We start from the raw sequence: 17,758 nt of genomic DNA on the forward strand, positions 1-17,758 counted from the left end.
TTTCAGCCAGGCGCGGCGGAGTTCGGCCGCCGGATGGCCGGCCGTTCTCCCGCGCGCCACCGGTTGGCGAGGCTGACGCCCATGCCGGCCGTGACGATCGCGATGCCGGCGAGCGCCGGCGCTTGCGGCCGTTCGCCGAGCAGCAGCATGGCTTCGAGCGTCGCGAGGAGCGGCATCAGCGCGGCGAAGGTCGCACCGATCGCCGGGCCGAGCGCGACGACGGCCTGGCTGAAGCAGTACAGCGCCAGCACGGACATCAGCACGCCCTGGAAGATTGCCTGCGTGGCGATGGCCGCGACGGGCGCCTGAAGCACGGCGCCGCCGCGCACGGCCAGATAGAGCGGGCAGTAGAGCACCGCGGAGCCGACCGATACGACGGCCGTCGCGTGCAGCGCGCCGGTGGCGGCGCGCTTCGTCGTGACGTTATAGACGGCCCACAGCAGGCCGCCGAGCACGAACAGCGCGAGGGCCGGCAGCCCGATCGCGCCGTGCAGCGCGTCGGACGCGGTCAGCGCGATGCCGGCCAGGATCGTGCCGATGCCGGCGACCTGCGCGGCGGACAGCCGCTCGTGCGCGACCTGCCGGCCGAGGATGGCCGTGAACGCGATCATGCTGCCGGGCGTCAGCGCGAAATAGCCGACCGGCGCGCGGCTCAATGCCGCCGCGACGGTCAGGATGTAGGGCGCGCCCGCGCCGATCACCATCAGCCCGACCGATGCCGGGCGCAGCGTGCCGAGGCCGCGACGCAGCACGACGGGCAGCAACAGCGTGCCCGATACGATGAAGCGAATGAACGCGATGTCGTACGCGTCGAGGGCCGCGTGCGTGACGCCGATGCGCGTGACCACCGGAAAACCGCCCCAGATGAGCGCTGCCAGCAATCCGTAGCCGATGCCCGCGAGCCGTTCGTTCCTGTTCATGACCTTTGTCCTTGCCGTGCGGCCGTTGCGAGCCGATAGGTGGCAAGAATGCGGTGTGCTCAGTCATGCGTCCAATATATTATTCGAGCGCGATTAGGTCGTAAAAAGTCTTTATTGAGGCAGGATGATGAGCCGTGACGGCGAGCGCCGGGACGTCTCCCCGGTCGCGATGCGCGCCGGCAGGCGGCCGGAAAGAAAAGCAGGGTCGGGGAGGTCGCCGGTCCGATATATTCACGCAGGAAGACTCAACGGAACGCCACGGAACCGCCGCCTCGATGAAACGCTCCCACGTCGCTTTCGCCCTCACGGGGCTGCTCGTCGCGCTGCCGATTGCCGCGTATGCGCTCGTCAAGCCGCTGCGTGTCGTCGCGCCCGCACTGATCCCCGGCGTGTCCTGCCCGAGCGCCGACATCTGCACGGACGATGCCGCGAAGCTCGGCGACGCGCAGCAGCTCTATCGCGACGGCTATGCGCGCGCGGCGGCGGCCGTCGGCGCGTTCCGCGACGGGCCGCGCGTCGTGTTCTGCTCGACGCGCGCGTGCGCCGACGCATTCGGCCTCGGCACGCGCGCGGCGCTGACGCTCGGGAATTTCGGCGTGGTCATCGCGCCGCGCGGCTGGCAGACCTACTTTCTCGCGCATGAACTGATCCATCACCGCCAGGCGGAAGTGCTCGGCAACCTGGCCGTCGTGACCAAGCCGCGATGGCTGATCGAAGGGATGGCGTATTCGCTCAGCGAAGATCCGCGCCATCCGCTGACCGAGCCGTTCGAAGCGTGGCGCACGCGCTTTGACACGTGGCATGCGGCGCTGGGCGGGCAGCCGCTGTGGGACGCCGCGCGGGCGGTCGAATAGCACGGCAACGGCGACGCGCCACCGCGCGCACCGTTACGCCGGCGCGACCGGGTCGGCGCGTGCGCCGGTCAGCGTATCCCGCCCCGCGTCGAGGATCTCGTCGGCCAGCGCGGGATCGGTGCCGGCGATCGCGCGCGACAACACCAGCGCGCCGACCATCTGGCTGAAGACCGCGAGCGCATCGCGACGCGTCTGCGCCGCCGTCGTGCCGTCCGTGGCCACCATCCGTTCCAGCCGGTCGAGATACGTGGCGACGCCGTGCGCGTAGCACGCGCGCGCCGCATCGGTCAGTCGCGGCGCGTCGCCCGCGAAGCCGGACAGCGGGCACCCGGCCTCGACGTTGTCGCGATGCGGGACCGACAGATAGGACGCGACCTGCGCGGCGAGACTGCCTGCGTTCGGCGAATCCGCGCGGTCCTGCATCGCTTTTTCCATCACCGCGGCGACCAGCGCGTCTTTCGACTTGAAGTGGTTGTAGAAGCCGCCTTGCGTGAAGCCGGCTTCCTTCATCAGCTCGGTCAACCCCACGGCGTCGACGCCGCGCACGCGGAACAGCCGCTCGGCGGCCGCGACGATCGCGCTCCGGTTCTCGGCAGCCTGCTGTCTTGACACGCCCATCGATCCCTCCCTGATTTTGCAGATCGCGTCGATTGAAAAACACAATGTCGATCACCATTGACATGGCCGAATTGCCCGAACACAATGCACCGCAAAGACAATGGTGATCGACATTGATATCCAGTGTAGCCGACTTGGCGGGCGGTGCGAAGCGACTGCCGGAGCACGGATGGCAGTCGGTCGGCGTCTTTGGCGCCGCGGGGAGGCGGGCAGCGGACGGCTCACCCGGGGCGCGACGGTTCGATACGCCATGCAATGGCAGCCTGTTTTTTCACCGGATTTCACGCGCGCGGCGAGCCGGCGCGCATGCGATTCATCAAGCGAAAGGAAGGATCATGAAGATCGAAGGTGCAGTCGTTTTCGTGACGGGCGCGAACCGCGGGCTCGGGCTCGAGTTCGCGAAGCAGGCGCTTGAACGGGGCGCGCGGAAGGTTTATGCGGCGGCGCGTGACCCGGCCACCGTGACGCTGCCGGGCGTCGTGCCCGTGAAGCTCGACGTGACCGATCCGGCGGCCGTCGCCGCGGCTGCCGACGCGGCGCGCGACGTCACGCTGCTGATCAACAACGCCGGCATTGCGCGGCTCGGCAGCCTGACGGACGACGGTGCGCTCGACGCGTTGCGCGATCACTTCGAAACCAATGTGTTCGGGATGCTGGCGATGTCGCGGGCGTTCGCGGGAACCCTCGCCGGCCATGGCGGCGGCGCGATCCTGAACATCCTGTCCGTCGCGAGCTGGGTGAACCGGCCGATCCTGTCGGGTTACGGCGTGTCGAAATCGGCCGCGTGGGCGCTGACCAACGGCCTGCGCCATTCGCTGCGCGAACAGCACACGCAGGTCGTCGGGCTGCATGCCGGTTTCATCGATACCGATCTGACGCGCGGCCTCGACGTGCCGAAGGCAACGCCGGACGACGTCGTGCGCCAGGCCTACGAAGCGATCGAAGCGGGTGCGGAAGAAGTGTCCACCGACGAGTTCACGCGGCAAGTGAAGGCCACGCTGTCGGCGGGTGTCTATCTGGAAGCGCCGGCGCCGCGCTGACGCCGCCGGGCGGCACGGCCCGCCGCCCGCGTTCGCGCGCGGCGGGTCCGGTCCTCAGGCCATCAGGCCGTCGTGTCGATGATGCCCGGGATCTTCACATCCGGGTTCACGTCCGCGTCGTAGTCGACGCCGGCGATCTCGAAGCCGAACAGCCGCAGGAAGTCGGTCTTGTAGCCGGCGAAGTCGGTCAGTTCGTACAGGTTCTCGTTCGTCACGTGGTCCCACTGCGCGACGACCTTCGCCTGCACCTGCGGATCGAGTTCCTTGTAATCCGCGCGCAGGCGGCCTTCGTCGTCGACGTGCGGCGTCGCGCCGTACAGGCTGTCCTTGAGGAGCCCGTACACCTGCTCGATGCAGCCTTCGTGCGTGCCGGTTTCCTTCATCACCTTGAACAGCAGCGACAGGTACAGCGGCATCATCGGGATCGCCGAGCTGGCCTGCGTGACGACGGCCTTCAGCACCGACACGCGTGCATCGCCGCCGTGCGCGGCCAGCTTGTCGCGGATCGACAGCACCTTCTTGTCGAGATCCTTCTTCGCTTCGCCGATGGAGCCGTTCCAGTAGATGTCGTGCGTGATCTGCTCGCCGAGATACGTGAACGCCGTCGTCTTCGCGCCGTCGGCCAGCACGCCGGCTTCAGCCAGCGCGTCGATCCACATTTGCCAGTCCTCGCCGCCCATCACGGTGACGGTGCCGTCGATCTCTTCCTGCGTCGCCGGTTCGAGCGCGACTTCGCGGATCACTTCCTTGTCGGTGTCGAGGCCGCGGAACGTAACCGCCTTGCCGATCGGCTTGAGCGTCGAGCTGATCGTTTCGCCCGTCTTCGGGTGCGTGCGGCGCGGTGCCGCGAGGCTGTAGACGACGAGATCGACCTTGCCGAGATCCTGCTTGATGGTGTCGATCGTGACCTGCTTGACCTTGTCGGAGAATGCGTCGCCGTTGATGCTGCGCGCATAGAGCCCCTTTTCGGCGGCGAATTTCTCGAACGCGGCGCTGTTGTACCAGCCGGCCGTGCCGGGCTTCGATTCGCTGCCGGCGCGCTCGAAGAACACGCCGAGCGTGTCCGCGCCCGAGCCGAAGGCGGCCGAGATCCGGGCGGCGAGGCCGTAGCCGGTCGACGCGCCGATCACGAGCACCTTTTTCGGGCCGTTGGCGATCGGGCCGTGCGAAGTCACGTAGTCGATCTGTTCCTTGACGTTGGCTTCGCAGCCGACGGGGTGAGTCGTCACGCAGATGAAGCCACGCACGCGCGGTTTGATGATCATGGAGACCCTCTTGTCAGAAAGGCAGAAACAGCCTGAAATCGGAAAATTCCCGCGCATTGTAAAGGAAGCGGCCGATCGCGGGCGGGCACGGCCGGAACGTGCCGGATCGTCCGGTTATTTCTCTCTTGACAGAAATAACTGAAATAACTAAATTTCTGGACATGGAACTCACACCGATTGCCGAACGATTCATTCTCCACTGGGGCGAAATGGGCTCGCGGTGGGGCGTCAACCGAACCGTCTCGCAGATTCACGCGCTGCTCTATCTGGCCGGCCGGCCGATCGCGGCCGACGAGATTGCCGAGACGCTCAACGTCGCGCGCTCCAACGTCAGCACGAGCCTGAAGGAACTGCAGGCGTGGCGGCTCGCGAAAGTCGTGCATGTGCTGGGCGACCGCCGCGACCATTTCGAGACGTCGACCGACATCTGGGAACTGTTCAAGCTGATCGTCGAAGGGCGGCGACAGCGCGAGATCGAGCCGACGCTCACGGTGCTGCGCGATTGCCTGACGAGCCCCGAGATCGCCAACGAGAGCCGCGAGACCGAACAGCGCATCCGCGACACGCTGCAGTTCGTCGAGACGCTCACGACCTGGTCGGACGAGATGCTGCGGCTCAAGCCCGATACGCTGATGAAGGCGCTCGGCATCGGCGCGAAGATCAGCCAGACGGTCAGGCGCAAGTCGTCGAAGTAAGCGGGACAGGGAATGCGGGCAGGCAGCCCGCTTTTTTCGGGGTTGTTATTTCTGTCAGTACAGAAATAACTGTAAAGAGAGGATGAAAATGAACGCAGTCTTGCCGTCGACCGGCCAGGGCGGCCGCACCGGGGAACGCAGCATGACCGTCCTCGTGTGCGGCGCGAACGGCTTCATCGGGCGGGCGGTGTGCACGCAGCTCGAAGCCGGCGGCCATCGCGTGCTGCGCGGCGTGCGTCATGCGGCCGGCCCGCGCGACGTCGCGATCGACTTCGCGAAGGACGTCGATCCCGAATCGTGGCTCGCGCGGCTGGATGGCGTCGACGTGGTGATCAACGCGGTCGGCATCCTCGCCGATCGACACGGCGCGACGCTCGACGCCGTGCATCGCGCCGCGCCGTGCGCGCTCTTCACCGCGTGCTGCCGTGCGCGCGTGCGGCGCGTGATCCAGATTTCGGCACTCGGTGTCGAGCGCGGCGATACGCGCTACTTCGCAAGCAAGTACGCGGCCGATCGTTTCCTGCAGACACTGCCGATCGATTCGAGGATCGTGCGTCCCGCGCTCGTCTACGGCGCGTCCGGCACGTCGGCGCGGTTTTTCCGGATGCTCGCGAGCCTGCCCGTGCATGTCCTGCCGGCGGGCGGCCATCAGCGGTTGCGCCCCGTGCACATCGACGATCTCGCCGAACTCGTCGCGCGGCTCGTCGATTCGCCGGCGGCCGGCAGCCCGGTGATCGACGTGGTCGGCAGCGACGAAGTCGAATACCGCGGGATGCTGGCGCGCTATCGCGCCGCGCTGGGGTTTGCGCCGGCTGCCGGCGTGACGCTGCCGGGCCCGCTGGCCGGCGCGGCGGCGGTGCTGCTCGGCGCGCTGCCGGGCGCGATATTCACGCGCGACACGTGGACGATGCTGCGCGGCGGGAACACCGGCGATCCGGCGGCCGCCACGGCCGTGCTCGGCCGGCCGCCGCGCGGCATCGACGGTTTCATCGGCGCGGACGCCGCCCGGCTGCGCAGCGATGCGCTCGCGATGTGGCGGCGCCCGTTGCTGCTGGGCGCACTCGCGATCGTCTGGATCTGGACGGCCATCGCCAGCGCGTTCATCCATCCGCTGGACGCGAGCCTCGCGCTGCTCGCTCCCGCGTACCTGACGGGGCTGCCTGCGCTGATCGCGCTCTACGCGGCGAGCGCGCTGGACTTCGCGTTCGGCATCGCGACCGTCGTCGCGCCGTCGCGTCGCCTGTGGGTCGCGCAAGCCGCGCTGATCGTCGCGTACTCGGCCGTCATCGCGGTCACGATGCCCGGCCTGCTGGCCGAACCGTTCGGCCCCGTGCTCAAGAACGTGCCGATTCTCGCGATCCTGTTGATCCTGTTTTCAGAAGAAGAACACGCATGAATACCTATCTCGTCATCAAGGCGCTGCATATCCTGTCCTCGGTGCTGCTGGTCGGCACGGGGTTCGGCACCGCGTTCTACCTGTTCTTCGCGAACCGCACGCAGTCGGTGCCCGCGATCGCAGCCGTGTCGCGGCTCGTGGTGCGCGCGGACTGGTGGTTCACGACGCCGGCCGTGATCTTCCAGCCGGCGTCCGGGCTGTGGCTCGCGCACACGGCCGGCTGGCCGTGGCATACGCCGTGGCTCTTCGCATCGATCGTGCTGTATGCGATCGCCGGCGCGTGCTGGCTGCCGGTCGTGTGGCTGCAGATCGAACTCGCCGCGATGGCGAGGCTTGCTCATGCGAACGGCGCCGCCGCGTTGCCGGAGCGGTACTGGCGCTATGCGAAGCGCTGGGAACTGCTCGGTTATCCGGCGTTCTTCGCGATGCTGTCCGTCTACTTCCTGATGGTGCTCAAGCCGATGTAGGGGCCGCGCCCGCCGCGCGGGAGCGGCGGGCGGTACATCCGAAAGCAGTCGACCGATCGATTCATGATGCTTGAGATAAAAAGAAGGAGTGCAAATCATGAACACAAGTGAACTGGTGCTGTACTTCGACGGAAGGTGTCCGTTATGCGTCGCGGAAATGCAGCGTCTCGCGACTTGGAATACGCGACACCAACTGGCGTTCGTCGATATCGCCGAGCCGGGTTTCGATCCCGCCCCGCTGGGGGCCGACCTGCGCGCGCTGAACCGTGAACTGCATGCGCGGCTGCCTGACGGACGCATGCTGACCGGTGTAGACAGCATCTTCGCCGCCTATACGCTGGTCGGGCGCAGCTGGCTCGTGTGGCCGCTGCGCGTGCCGGCCATGCGCGATGCGCTGGCGCCGCTGTATCGATGCGTCGCACGCAACCGGCATGCCGTTTCGCGCTGGCTTGGCTATCACGCCGAAGCGCACTGCGACGGGCAGGCGTGCGGCATCGGCACGGCCGCCGAAAGCACGGCGGCGGATCGCCCCGCGCACGACAACGCGCGTCGCATCGTCGTGAGCTGGATGTACGGCGCGGCGATCGTGCATCTGCTCGTCGGCGTGGCCGTTCCGTGGATCGCCGGCGCGTCGTTCGCCGACGCGTATCACCGCGCGATCGAGCTGCATTTCTGGGCCGGCGCGGCGCCCGAACCGGCGCGCGCCCAGCAGATCTGGTGGATGTCGCTGATCGGCGCGACGGTGCAGTGCGCGTCGGTCTGGATGCTGGCGCTCGTTCATCTCGGCAACCGGCTGCGCACGCGCGAAGTATGGGGATGGCTGCTGGCCGGCCTGTTGATCTGGGCGCCGCAGGACCTGCTGTTTTCATTTCAGGCCCGTGTATGGGGCCACGTGGCGATCGACGCGGCCGCACTTGTCGCGATGGTTCCGCCGCTTGTCTGGCTGTGGAGGAGGGATACCGTATGAACACCTTGCCTGCCTTCAATTGGGCGCTCAACCTGCTGATCGTGCAGGGCGCGATGGGCGCATTCGATACGCTCTATCACCACGAACTCACGCAGGACCTGCCGCACAGTCCGCGCGCGCGGCTCGAACTGGCGATTCATGCGGTGCGTTCCGTGCTTTACGGTCTCGTGTTCGCGTCGATCGCGAACGTCGCCTTTCACGGCGCATGGGTCGCGGCCATCGCGGCGGTGGTCCTCATCGAAGTGGTGCTGACGTTGTGGGATTTCGTCGTCGAGGACCAAAGCCGCAAGCTGCCGGCGACCGAGCGCGTGCTGCACACGCTGCTGGCCGTCAATGGTGGCGCGCTGTTCGGGATGCTCGCGATGCAGTTGGTCGTCTGGGCGCACGAGCCGACCGGGCTGCATGCGATCGACCTCGGCTGGCGCGGCTGGCTGCTCAGCCTGTTTGCCGTCGGCGTAACGGTGTCGGGCCTCCGCGACGGGATGGCCGCCTGCCGTATCGCGCGACGCGTTCCGGCTGCCAATCCGTTCGCGGGGCAGCCGCCCGGCAGCGTGCTCGTCACCGGCGGCACGGGCTTCATCGGCGAAACCCTCGTGAACCAGTTGCTCGATGCGGGACATGCAGTCACGCTGCTGGCGCGCGATCCGCTGCGCGCGGCCTACCAGTTTCACGGCCGCGTGCGCAGCGTGACGTCCGTCGAACAGTTGCAGCCGCACGAGCGCTTCGACACGGTGATCAATCTTGCGGGTGCGCCGGTGCTGGGCGCGCGCTGGAGCAAGCGCCGTCGCGCACTGCTGCTCGCCAGCCGCGTCGGCGTCACGCAGTCGCTGATGCGCTGGGTCGAGACCGCCGACGTCAAGCCGCGCACGTGGATCCAGGCCTCCGCGATCGGCTACTACGGCGTGCGTCCGGCCGACGAACGGCTCGACGAGGGCAGCCGCGCCGGCACCGGCTTCATGTCCGAGCTGTGCCGGCAGTGGGAACGGTCCGCGCAGCCGCTCGAGCGCCATGGGGTGCGCTCGGTGGTGCTGCGGCTGGGCGTCGTGTTCGGCCCCGGCGGCGCATTGCGCCCGATGCTGCTGCCGCATTACTTCGGGATGGGCGGACGATTCGGCGACGGCGCGCAGGTGATGAGCTGGATTCACCGGGACGACGTGCTGCGGATCATCGCGCGCGCGATGTCCAACGCGGGCATGCGCGGCGTGTACAACGCGGTGGCGCCCGGTGCGTTGACCCAGCGCGAGTTCGTGCAGGTCGTGACGAAGGTGCTGCGCCGTCCCGCATGGCTGCACGTGCCGGCCGCGCCGCTGCGCGTCGCGATGGGCGAGATGGCCGAACTGCTGCTGGACGGGCAGCGGGTGATGCCCGCGCGGCTGCATCAGGACGGATTCATGTTCCGGTTCCCGACGGCCGAGCATGCGCTGCGCGACCTGACGCATCGGCCGCATGGCGATTTTGCGCACTCGGCCTGTCGTTTGCCCCGGCGTCGTGTATAAATTCGACGTGAACGCGTCCGGGACGTTTCGTACGCCCCGGGCGCTCCGCATCCGACCTCACAAGGAGACTGCATGCTGCACATCCTCGGCAAGATCCCGTCCATCAACGTCCGCAAGGTGCTGTGGCTGTGCACCGAGCTGAACCTGCCGTTCGAACAGGAAGACTGGGGCGCGGGCTTTCGTACGACCAACGATCCGGCCTATCTCGCGCTGAATCCGAACGCGCTCGTGCCCGTCATCAAGGACGACGATTTCGTGCTCTGGGAATCGAACACGATCATCCGCTACCTCGCGAACCGCTATGGCGACGACGCGCTCTATCCGGCCGAGCCGCGGGCGCGCGCACGGGTCGATCAATGGATCGACTGGCAGGGTGCGGACCTGAACCGTTCGTGGATCGGCGCGTTCCTCGGCCTCGTGCGGAAATCGCCCGATCATCAGGATCCGGCGACGATCGCGCAGTCGATCGCGGGCTGGACGAAGCACATGCGCGTGCTGAATGCGCATCTCGAATCGACCGGTGCGTTCGTGGCCGGCGACAGCTTCACGCTCGCGGATATTCCGATCGGCCTGTCGGTGAACCGCTGGTTCGGCACGCCGTTCGAGCATCCGGATTTCCCGGCGGTGTCGCGCTATATCGAACGCCTTGCGACGCGCGAAGGCTTCAAGACCTACGCGGGCAGCGCGAATCCGTGATGCCACGCAGGTAATGCGCGACGCGGCGCCGCGATGGCTGCCGCCGCGTCGCGGCCGTCACGCGCCGGGCGCCGGCACGGCGTCGAGCACGCGCGCGAGAAACGCCTCGTGATTCCACGCGGATTCCGGCCGCGACAGCCCGAGCCGCACGACCACCAGCTGGCGGCTCGGCACCACGCTGACGAACTGGCCTTCATGGCCGACCGCATGAAACGCGTCGGCCGGCATCGCGGCCGCATGCGGATCGCGATCGTTGAACGGCTCCGGCACCTTGACCCACAGCTGCGCGCCGAATTCCTGGCGCGTCGATAGCGGCGTCGCGCGCGTCAGATAGTGCACCCAGCCTTCCGGCAGCAGCCGCTGCCCGTTCCACACACCATCCTGCAGCAGAAACTGCCCGAAACGCGCCCAGTCGCGCGCGCTTGCGTACATGTACGACGGGCTGACGAGCGTGCCGGACGCGTCGGGCTCGAACACCGCGCTGCGCATGTCGAGCGGCGCGAACAGCGCGCGGCGCGGAAACGCGAGATAGTCGTCCTCGCTGCCGCCCAGCGCTTCGCGCATCACGCGCGCGACGATCGCGCTCGTGCCGCTCGAGTAGTACCACCGCGTGCCGGGTGTCGCGGCGAGCGGCTTCGCCGACGCGAACCGCGCGGTATCGGGTTGCGTGAACAGCATCACGGCGACGTCGGACAGCGGGTCGTCGTAGTCCTCGTTGAATTGCAGGCCGCTCGTCATCCGCAGCAGCTCGTCGAGCGTGATGGCCGCGCGAGGGTCGCCGCTGCCGCGCCATTCCGGCAGCAGCGCCGATGCATCGGGCGACAGCTTGTGCTGCGCGACGAGCGTGCCGACCAGCGCGGCCGTCACGGTCTTCGTCATCGACCAGCCGGGCAGCGGCGTGTCGGCCGTGAAGCCGGGCGCATAGCGTTCGGCGATCACCTGGCCGCGCCATATCACGACGACCGCGCGCGTGCGTCGCGGCCGCGCCGGATCGGGCTCGTCGAACGCGCGGTCGAGCGCGGTCTGCAGCTTGTGCGCGTCGATGCCGGCGGGCGGCACGGCGGGTGCAGGCTGCGCAGGCGGCGGATCGGGGAGCGTCGGCAACGCGGCCGGTAATGTGGCTGGCAACGCGCCGGGCGACGGCCCGAGCGCGAGCGTGCAGCCGAGCCCGGGCCGGAAGTCGGCTTCACGCTCGGCGAAGCCGGCGAAGGTCGCCGTGGCGCGGTGATGGTCGGGATCGAGCGACGGACGCACCAGTTTCAGCAGCGGATGCACGCCGGCCATGATGTCGATGTCGATCACGGAGGTGGCCGGGCGGCCCGATACGAACACGCCCGAACACAGTGCCTTCGCGGCGTAGCCGGTGGCGATCGGCGCGAGCCGCGACAGCATGTAGCCGGCATAGCCGACCGCGGCGAGCAGCACGACGGCCACGCCGCGCAGGATCAACGTCTTGATGGGTGTCGTCATGCGCGAGCGTCCTCGGTTGTCTGCAGGCGGGCCATGAACCGGCAGTGTCGCAGGTTCCGGCGAGCGCTGGCAATCGCGGGTGCATGCGGCGCCGGGTGGTGCCGCTCGGACGGATGGTGCCCGGCATGTGCGAATCGTCCGTGTCGATCGCCATGTTCGAACGGGCCGCAAGCGGCCCGTTCCCGTGGCGCGTCATTGCGCGTTGTTGTCGTTGTCCGGACGCAGTGTCCAGACTGTCGCGGTATTCGTGTTGTCGTCGACGGCCGCGAATTGCGGCTGGCCTTTGCTGCCTCGCCCGAATGCCAGGCCGAAGGCCGACCCCGGCGCGGTATCGACCTGCATCTGCGCGACGAAGCGCCCGTCCACCGTGAATTCGACGATCTCGCTCGGATGCAGCGGGTCGGCGTTGACCGCGTCGCCGTTCGCGGTCACGAGATGGCCGTTCGACGCGAGCGCCAGCGCGAGCGGGCCGTGCAGGTGCTTCGTGTCGAAGTAGATCATCCGTCCGACGCCGCCGTTGCGGTTCGTCGACGCGGCGTTCTGGATCGCGAACACCGCGTTGTCGCCGGTGGAGGCGACATACAGCACGTCGATGTTCGGGTCGTACGCGAGGCCGGTCGGGCCGACGACGAGTGCATTGGGATCGGTCCGATTCACGTAGCCCGACGCGATGATGCGCGAACTCGGCAGCATCGTGACGCCGTTGGTGTCGATCGTCAGGTCGATCCGCGCGACCGTCCCGTTCAGCACGTTCGACACGAACGCAGTTACGCGCGGGCCGCGATCGATCACGGTCATGTCCCACGGCCCGTCGAGCAGCGTGGCGCTGACCAGTTGCGTGACGAGATTGCCTTGCGGACCGATGACGAGCAGCGAGCCCGGCGCGACCACGGTCTTGCCGTCCGGCGCCGGCACGTTGCCGACCAGCACGAAGCCGCTGCGCAGTACCGCGAGCGCGGTCGTCAGGCCGAGATTGTGGCCCTGGAAGAACGTCGCCGGCGTATTGCCGGGCGACAGCTTCACGATCGTCGTGCCGGTGCCTTGCGCGTTCGACGCCGCGTTGAAGTTCGACACGACGACGTCGCCGGGTTTCAGCGTGCTCCAGGACGGCACGCCGGGCGGTACGAACGCGATGCCGTACGGGTTGAGATCGCCGTTGGCGGGCACGGTCGATGCAGTGACCGACGCTGGCGGCAGGATGATGTCGCTGCTGCCGGCCCATGCGAAGGTCGACGACAACGCGGCCAGCCCGGCGCCGCAAAGCGCGCGGCATAGCGTGCGCGCGATCGCGCGGGAAGTGCGTGCGAAGACGGGCGTGGCGGGGGAACGACAGGTGGGGAGAGGGTCCATGGCATGACTCCGGTTGATGAGCGCGAGCAGTCATCCCGGCTGCCGGCCAGCGCAGCCGACGGGTGTCCGGCGCAGGTTCGCGATCGTGTCGCGCGAACCCACGCTCGAAATAAACGGATGGCGACGGCCGCTTATTCCATCCGGTTGCGTCGTCACATGCGTGCCGGCAGCGATGGTTCGTCGCGATGACGACACGGCCCGACAAGTTGAAATGACGGCCGCCGTCGGCCGATAATCGTCCGGCATCGAACGCTCACCCAATCCAACCGTTATCGGAAAACGCCATGTCCTACGACAACAACAACCCGTTCGCGAAAATCCTGCGCGGCGAACTGCCGTGCGTGAAGGTCGCGGAAGACGACGCGACCCTCGCGATCATGGATCTCATGCCGCAGGCCGACGGTCACGTGCTCGTGATCCCGAAGGAGCCGGCCGCGCAGATCTTCGATCTGTCCGGCGACGCGGCCGCGGCCGGCATCCGCATGACGCAGCGCGTCGCGGCGGCCGTGCGTGCGGCGCTCGAGCCGGACGGCCTGTTCATCGGCCAGTTCAACGGCGCGGCGGCCGGCCAGACGGTCCCGCACGTGCACTTCCACGTGATCCCGCGCTGGGAAGGCGCCGAGCTGCGGATGCATGCGCGCGACATCGCCGACGCGGCGACGCTCGAAGCGATCGCGCAGCGCATTCGCGCGCGCTTCGTGTAACGGATCGACGGCACGTGGCACGACGGATGAGAACCGGCTTGCCGCGGCGTCGTCATCGCTTGTTTCGGCGGTCATGCGAGGTAACACGTGTAACCGCCCGCGAAACTCGGCCCGGCAAGCCCGGCGCTAGACTCGGCGCATTGCTACATCGAGCGACAGGAAGGGCGGATCGCCTCTTCGTGCCGGCCATCGCACATCGCGGCGGCACGGTCTTCGCGAGGTGCCATTCGTCTTACGCGCCGGGAATCGAGCCATGTCCAGACTTCTCATCACGCTTGCCCTGATCGGCGGCCTGTCCGGCTGCTACGTCGCGCCGCCGTACGGCTACTACGCACCCGCGCCGGCCTATTACGGCTACGCGCCGGCGTATTACGCGCCGCCCGTCAGCGTCGGGATCGGCGGCAACTTTCGCATCCGCTGATCCTGCACCGGGCGTGACCCGGGCCGCACCGGCCCGGGCCGCCGCCTTGCGCCGGACGAGCCGCGCGGGTTCGCGCGCCGCATGACGACGGCGCGCTGCGCGGCGTGCGCGCGGTTCCTATACTTCACAGGAAAGCGCATCCCGGCGAGGCAGCCATGTCAGTCACCCGCAAGGTCGCAGTCGTGTCGGGCGTATCCACGCTCGTCTATCTCGGGCTCGCCGTGCTCGGCAGCGGCGGGTTCGCCGCGTTCTTCTCGCATCCGCCGCTGACCGTGGTCGTCGTCGCGACGTTCGTGATGGCCGCCGTCGCGATGTTCACCGAAGGCAACCTGAGCGCCGGCGAGCGCGAGAACCGCGACAACCGCTGGGTGCTCACGGCGTTCGCGGTGAGCGGGTTCCTGCTCGCGTACCTGCCCGCGCTGACCGACCGCCTCGGTTTCTGGACCTTCGGCGGCGATGCGGTGCGATGGGTCGGCGTCGTGCTGTACATCGCGGGCGGTGCGTTGCGCATCTGGCCCGTGTTCGTGCTCGGCAAGCGCTTCAGCGGGCTGGTCGCGATCCAGCCGGGCCATACGCTCGTGACCGGCGGCATCTACCGCCGCATCCGCAATCCGAGCTATCTCGGCCTGCTCGTCAATTCGGTCGGCTGGGCGCTGGCGTTCCGCTCCAGTGTCGGTGTGCTGCTGGTCGTGCTGATGATGGTGCCGCTCGTCGCGCGCATCCGTTCCGAAGAGGCGCTGCTGCGTTCCCAATTCGGGGCCGAATACGACGCGTATTGCGCGCGGACCTGGCGGTTGCTGCCTGGCGTGTACTGACCCTCTCAACTCTTCCCGACCGGCGTTTCGGCGCGCGCTCACGGCGCGTGCCCGATGTGTTGCCACGTGTGTCTCAAACGTGCGACGCCACGTGTCGCCGGCCTGCCGTTCCGTACCGCCGGATTCCAGCCAAAGCCAATGCCGGCGCGGGTTTCCGGGAATTCCGGGGCCGCCGTTCGACGTCTGTTATTCGTAAACAACTTGTTACCAGAATGTCCACGGCAACGGTGTGGGACCGGTGCTATTCTTCGCCGCAAGCTCAATGAAATGAATTGGTCCGGGGTTCGGCACAATGCCTGAACCGACGTCGATCGATTCAGATCGTCGTACCGAGCGGACCTTCGATAACCAGATTGCGAACAAGGAAGAATACGGGAATGTGGAAGAAAATCGCCCCCGCTCTCGTCGTCGCCGCGCTGACCGGCGCGACTGCGCTGCCGGCCCTGGCCGGTGACATGAACAATGCACTTGGCGGCGCGCTCGGCGGGGTAGCCGGCGCAGCAGTCGGCGGTGCGCTCGGCGGCAGCACGGGCTCGGTCATCGGCGGCGCCATCGGCGGCGGCGCGGGTGGCGCGGTGACGTCGAATCGTCGCGAGCGCACCGGCGCGATCATCGGCGGCGCACTCGGCGGCGGCGCAGGCACCGCGGCAGGCAACGCGATGGGCGGCCGCACGGGCGGCCTGCTGGGCGCGGCGGTCGGCGGCGGCGCCGGCGCGGCACTCGGCGGCAACATGTCGCGCAGCTCGTACGAGCGCGATCACGGCGGCGGCTACTACCGTCACCGCAACAAGCATCATCACCACCGCGACTGGGACTGATCGCCGCTGGCGCGGCACGGTGCGCGAACAGCGCACCGGCGCGCCGACGGCGTCGGCACCCGACGCGAGATTCGGCCCGGCGGCCTGCCGGGCCGCCATCGCCGGCCAGCCCGGCGACCCTTTCCGGCTTCATCAGCCGCTGCCATGCGCCCGATCGACGGGCCGGCCAATTCCCTCCTCGACTTAATTCCCCGCTTCCCGACTACATCGCCTGTTGCGCCTGAACGCGTCAGCGCTGGATCGGCGAACGTCATAACTCAGATTCTGTTCGACACGTACGCCGGTTACGGCCTGACGATGGTTCGCGGCCATGCGCGCATCGACCGTCTGCAATCCGCGTAACCAGATGTATCGCGAACCGCACGCGCAACCCGTGTTGCCGCGACCGGAAGCGTTGCATCCGGCGTCGGGACGATCGTTCGCGTTGCCACGGCCGTCAGGATTTCCCTGATAGGCAGACCGCCGCGCAACACCGCGTCACCGCGCATCGCGGGTGCCCGCAGGTAGTGGGAAATCGAATGGATATCATCGCAACATTTAATTGGTCGCTGGCGATCGACTTCGCTATCGTCAACGATGCCCGCGTACGGAGTCGAACCGTGCCGTCAGCCGCACACCTCGCCGCCTGTCGCGAGTTCCGCGGCGCGGCCGCCGGACCCACAAGCATGGGCCGCCGCGTCCGATGAACCGGACGGACCCGTCGCGAAGCCTGGCCGACCGACCGAAGGCGCATGCGCTTTCAAGCCACCCCGGCAACGATGTCCCGCCGCCGCATGCGTGCCCCACGCGCCTGCAAGCCGCCCGATGCCGTTTGCGCCAGGGGCCGGACCAACCCATTGCCTGGATGCACTATGTCTAAGACAACGTATTACGCGCCGCATGGCGGCCACCCGCCGCAGACCGATCTGCTGACCGATCGCGCGATGTTCACCGAGGCGTACGCGGTGATCCCGAAGGGGGTGATGCGCGACATCGTCACGAGCTGGCTGCCGTTCTGGACGAACACGCGCCTGTGGGTGATCGCTCGCCCGCTGTCGGGTTTCGCCGAAACCTTCTCGCAGTACATCGTCGAAGTGAACCCGGGCGGCGGCAGCGACAAGCCCGAGCAGGACAAGAACGCCGAAGCCGTGCTGTTCGTCGTCGAAGGCGAAGCCGAGCTGACGCTGCAGGGCAAGAAGCACGTGCTGAAGCCGGGCGGCTACGCCTTCATTCCGCCGGGCGCGGACTGGACGCTGCACAACGTCAGCGATGCCGCGGTGCGTTTCCACTGGGTCCGCAAGCATTACCAGGTCGTCGACGGCATTCCGCTTCCGGAAGCGTTCGTGACCAACGAGCAGGACGTCGAGCCGATCCCGATGCCGGGCACCAACGGCGCGTGGGTGACGACGCGTTTCGTCGACATGAGCGACATGCGCCACGACATGCACGTGAACATCGTGACGTTCGAGCCGGGCGGCGTGATTCCGTTCGCCGAAACGCACGTGATGGAGCATGGCCTGTACGTGCTCGAAGGCAAGGCCGTCTATCGCCTGAACCAGGACTGGGTCGAGGTCGAAGCGGGTGACTTCATGTGGCTGCGCGCGTTCTGCCCGCAGGCATGCTATTCGGGTGGCCCTGGCCGCTTCCGCTACCTGCTGTACAAGGATGTGAACCGTCACATGAACCTGACGCTGAACCCCGCGCGCTAAGCGCCGCGCCAGCAGTCGAGTGCGAAAGCCCGCCGGCGGATGCCGGCGGGCTTTTTTCATCGCGCGCCCGCGGTCCGG

At 67.9% G+C, this 17,758-nt stretch carries 18 protein-coding genes; 13 read left to right on the top strand and 5 right to left on the bottom strand.

Annotated elements, in window-relative coordinates; all coding sequences use genetic code 11:
• Nucleotides 1–2: 2 nt before the first annotated feature.
• Entirely contained in the window at nucleotides 3–920 is a 918-nt protein-coding gene (locus H3H55_RS18215; protein ID WP_193099655.1) for a DMT family transporter, read from the bottom strand.
• 275 nt (nucleotides 921–1,195) lie between these two features.
• On the opposite strand from H3H55_RS18215, the gene H3H55_RS18220 reads away from it, so the two are divergent.
• Nucleotides 1,196–1,774 carry a hypothetical protein gene (locus H3H55_RS18220; RefSeq protein ID WP_193099656.1) on the top strand — a complete coding sequence of 193 codons (579 nt, stop codon included), beginning with the start codon at nucleotides 1,196–1,198 and terminating at the stop codon, nucleotides 1,772–1,774.
• A 33-nt stretch (nucleotides 1,775–1,807) separates the two neighbouring features.
• Here the strand turns inward: H3H55_RS18220 and H3H55_RS18225 are convergent, their stop codons facing one another.
• Nucleotides 1,808–2,392 carry a TetR/AcrR family transcriptional regulator gene (locus H3H55_RS18225; protein WP_193099657.1) on the bottom strand — a complete coding sequence of 195 codons (585 nt, stop codon included), beginning with the start codon at nucleotides 2,390–2,392 and terminating at the stop codon, nucleotides 1,808–1,810.
• 335 nt (nucleotides 2,393–2,727) lie between these two features.
• Between H3H55_RS18225 and H3H55_RS18230 the strand changes: the two genes are divergently transcribed.
• The gene (locus tag H3H55_RS18230; protein WP_193099658.1) at nucleotides 2,728–3,432 is read left to right on the top strand and encodes an SDR family oxidoreductase; all 705 of its coding nucleotides are present in this window, start codon (nucleotides 2,728–2,730) and stop codon (nucleotides 3,430–3,432) included.
• Nucleotides 3,433–3,494: 62 nt separating this feature from the next.
• Here the strand turns inward: H3H55_RS18230 and fabV are convergent, their stop codons facing one another.
• On the bottom strand, nucleotides 3,495–4,697 hold the full coding sequence (gene fabV / locus H3H55_RS18235; RefSeq protein WP_193099659.1) for an enoyl-ACP reductase FabV: 1,203 nt from the start codon (nucleotides 4,695–4,697) through the stop codon (nucleotides 3,495–3,497).
• Between the two features lie 161 nt (nucleotides 4,698–4,858).
• Between fabV and H3H55_RS18240 the strand changes: the two genes are divergently transcribed.
• The 6 genes from H3H55_RS18240 (at nucleotide 4,859) to H3H55_RS18265 (ending at nucleotide 10,414) form a co-directional block, all read left to right on the top strand.
• The gene (locus H3H55_RS18240) at nucleotides 4,859–5,392 is read left to right on the top strand and encodes a GbsR/MarR family transcriptional regulator (RefSeq protein ID WP_048245976.1); all 534 of its coding nucleotides are present in this window, start codon (nucleotides 4,859–4,861) and stop codon (nucleotides 5,390–5,392) included.
• An 88-nt stretch (nucleotides 5,393–5,480) separates the two neighbouring features.
• Entirely contained in the window at nucleotides 5,481–6,788 is a 1,308-nt protein-coding gene (locus tag H3H55_RS18245) for an SDR family oxidoreductase (protein WP_193099660.1), read from the top strand.
• Entirely contained in the window at nucleotides 6,785–7,255 is a 471-nt protein-coding gene (locus H3H55_RS18250; RefSeq protein WP_193099661.1) for a DUF2269 family protein, read from the top strand. Before H3H55_RS18245 ends, H3H55_RS18250 begins: the two co-directional genes overlap by 4 nt.
• 97 nt (nucleotides 7,256–7,352) lie before the next feature.
• A complete protein-coding gene (locus H3H55_RS18255) occupies nucleotides 7,353–8,222 on the top strand; it encodes a thiol-disulfide oxidoreductase DCC family protein (protein WP_193099662.1) in 870 nt (289 codons plus the stop codon).
• Nucleotides 8,219–9,718 carry a TIGR01777 family oxidoreductase gene (locus tag H3H55_RS18260; protein ID WP_193099663.1) on the top strand — a complete coding sequence of 500 codons (1,500 nt, stop codon included), beginning with the start codon at nucleotides 8,219–8,221 and terminating at the stop codon, nucleotides 9,716–9,718. Before H3H55_RS18255 ends, H3H55_RS18260 begins: the two co-directional genes overlap by 4 nt.
• Nucleotides 9,719–9,790: 72 nt before the next feature.
• On the top strand, nucleotides 9,791–10,414 hold the full coding sequence (locus H3H55_RS18265) for a glutathione S-transferase family protein (RefSeq protein ID WP_048245968.1): 624 nt from the start codon (nucleotides 9,791–9,793) through the stop codon (nucleotides 10,412–10,414).
• A gap of 57 nt (nucleotides 10,415–10,471) precedes the next feature.
• Here the strand turns inward: H3H55_RS18265 and H3H55_RS18270 are convergent, their stop codons facing one another.
• Both H3H55_RS18270 and H3H55_RS18275 read right to left on the bottom strand, forming a co-directional pair.
• Nucleotides 10,472–11,884, bottom strand: coding sequence for a serine hydrolase domain-containing protein (locus H3H55_RS18270; protein ID WP_193099664.1), 1,413 nt, complete (start codon nucleotides 11,882–11,884; stop codon nucleotides 10,472–10,474).
• Nucleotides 11,885–12,076: 192 nt separating this feature from the next.
• Entirely contained in the window at nucleotides 12,077–13,234 is a 1,158-nt protein-coding gene (locus H3H55_RS18275; protein ID WP_193099665.1) for a hypothetical protein, read from the bottom strand.
• 284 nt (nucleotides 13,235–13,518) lie between these two features.
• Between H3H55_RS18275 and H3H55_RS18280 the strand changes: the two genes are divergently transcribed.
• The 5 genes from H3H55_RS18280 to H3H55_RS18300 all read left to right on the top strand — a co-directional run bounded on the left by H3H55_RS18280 (nucleotide 13,519) and on the right by H3H55_RS18300 (nucleotide 17,680).
• A complete protein-coding gene (locus H3H55_RS18280; RefSeq protein ID WP_129515927.1) occupies nucleotides 13,519–13,938 on the top strand; it encodes an HIT family protein in 420 nt (139 codons plus the stop codon).
• A gap of 253 nt (nucleotides 13,939–14,191) precedes the next feature.
• Nucleotides 14,192–14,359, top strand: a complete 168-nt coding sequence (locus tag H3H55_RS18285) for a hypothetical protein (RefSeq protein WP_193099666.1) — start codon at nucleotides 14,192–14,194, stop codon at nucleotides 14,357–14,359.
• 155 nt (nucleotides 14,360–14,514) lie between these two features.
• A complete protein-coding gene (locus H3H55_RS18290) occupies nucleotides 14,515–15,174 on the top strand; it encodes a methyltransferase family protein (RefSeq protein WP_193099667.1) in 660 nt (219 codons plus the stop codon).
• Between the two features lie 377 nt (nucleotides 15,175–15,551).
• Complete coding sequence (locus H3H55_RS18295; protein ID WP_129515925.1) at nucleotides 15,552–15,992, top strand: hypothetical protein; 441 nt, start codon at nucleotides 15,552–15,554, stop codon at nucleotides 15,990–15,992.
• Nucleotides 15,993–16,843: 851 nt separating this feature from the next.
• A complete protein-coding gene (locus H3H55_RS18300) occupies nucleotides 16,844–17,680 on the top strand; it encodes a bifunctional allantoicase/(S)-ureidoglycine aminohydrolase (RefSeq protein ID WP_048245961.1) in 837 nt (278 codons plus the stop codon).
• The last annotated feature ends 78 nt before the right edge of the window (nucleotides 17,681–17,758 follow it).

This window comes from Burkholderia sp. Z1 (assembly GCF_014893795.1).
Taxonomy (GTDB): Bacteria; Pseudomonadota; Gammaproteobacteria; order Burkholderiales; family Burkholderiaceae; genus Burkholderia; species Burkholderia theae.

What these genes read in the sequence shown, in the direction of transcription:
- H3H55_RS18260 (WP_193099663.1), top strand. Translation starts at nt 8,219, where the DNA reads ATGAACACCTTGCCTGCCTTCAATTGGGCGCTCAACCTGCTGATCGTG.
- H3H55_RS18225 (WP_193099657.1), bottom strand. Translation starts at nt 2,392, where the DNA reads ATGGGCGTGTCAAGACAGCAGGCTGCCGAGAACCGGAGCGCGATCGTC.
- H3H55_RS18285 (WP_193099666.1), top strand. Translation starts at nt 14,192, where the DNA reads ATGTCCAGACTTCTCATCACGCTTGCCCTGATCGGCGGCCTGTCCGGC.
- H3H55_RS18290 (WP_193099667.1), top strand. Translation starts at nt 14,515, where the DNA reads ATGTCAGTCACCCGCAAGGTCGCAGTCGTGTCGGGCGTATCCACGCTC.
- H3H55_RS18250 (WP_193099661.1), top strand. Translation starts at nt 6,785, where the DNA reads ATGAATACCTATCTCGTCATCAAGGCGCTGCATATCCTGTCCTCGGTG.
- H3H55_RS18300 (WP_048245961.1), top strand. Translation starts at nt 16,844, where the DNA reads ATGTCTAAGACAACGTATTACGCGCCGCATGGCGGCCACCCGCCGCAG.
- H3H55_RS18215 (WP_193099655.1), bottom strand. Translation starts at nt 920, where the DNA reads ATGAACAGGAACGAACGGCTCGCGGGCATCGGCTACGGATTGCTGGCA.
- H3H55_RS18280 (WP_129515927.1), top strand. Translation starts at nt 13,519, where the DNA reads ATGTCCTACGACAACAACAACCCGTTCGCGAAAATCCTGCGCGGCGAA.
- fabV (WP_193099659.1), bottom strand. Translation starts at nt 4,697, where the DNA reads ATGATCATCAAACCGCGCGTGCGTGGCTTCATCTGCGTGACGACTCAC.
- H3H55_RS18265 (WP_048245968.1), top strand. Translation starts at nt 9,791, where the DNA reads ATGCTGCACATCCTCGGCAAGATCCCGTCCATCAACGTCCGCAAGGTG.
- H3H55_RS18220 (WP_193099656.1), top strand. Translation starts at nt 1,196, where the DNA reads ATGAAACGCTCCCACGTCGCTTTCGCCCTCACGGGGCTGCTCGTCGCG.
- H3H55_RS18240 (WP_048245976.1), top strand. Translation starts at nt 4,859, where the DNA reads ATGGAACTCACACCGATTGCCGAACGATTCATTCTCCACTGGGGCGAA.
- H3H55_RS18295 (WP_129515925.1), top strand. Translation starts at nt 15,552, where the DNA reads ATGTGGAAGAAAATCGCCCCCGCTCTCGTCGTCGCCGCGCTGACCGGC.
- H3H55_RS18255 (WP_193099662.1), top strand. Translation starts at nt 7,353, where the DNA reads ATGAACACAAGTGAACTGGTGCTGTACTTCGACGGAAGGTGTCCGTTA.
- H3H55_RS18245 (WP_193099660.1), top strand. Translation starts at nt 5,481, where the DNA reads ATGAACGCAGTCTTGCCGTCGACCGGCCAGGGCGGCCGCACCGGGGAA.
- H3H55_RS18230 (WP_193099658.1), top strand. Translation starts at nt 2,728, where the DNA reads ATGAAGATCGAAGGTGCAGTCGTTTTCGTGACGGGCGCGAACCGCGGG.
- H3H55_RS18275 (WP_193099665.1), bottom strand. Translation starts at nt 13,234, where the DNA reads ATGGACCCTCTCCCCACCTGTCGTTCCCCCGCCACGCCCGTCTTCGCA.
- H3H55_RS18270 (WP_193099664.1), bottom strand. Translation starts at nt 11,884, where the DNA reads ATGACGACACCCATCAAGACGTTGATCCTGCGCGGCGTGGCCGTCGTG.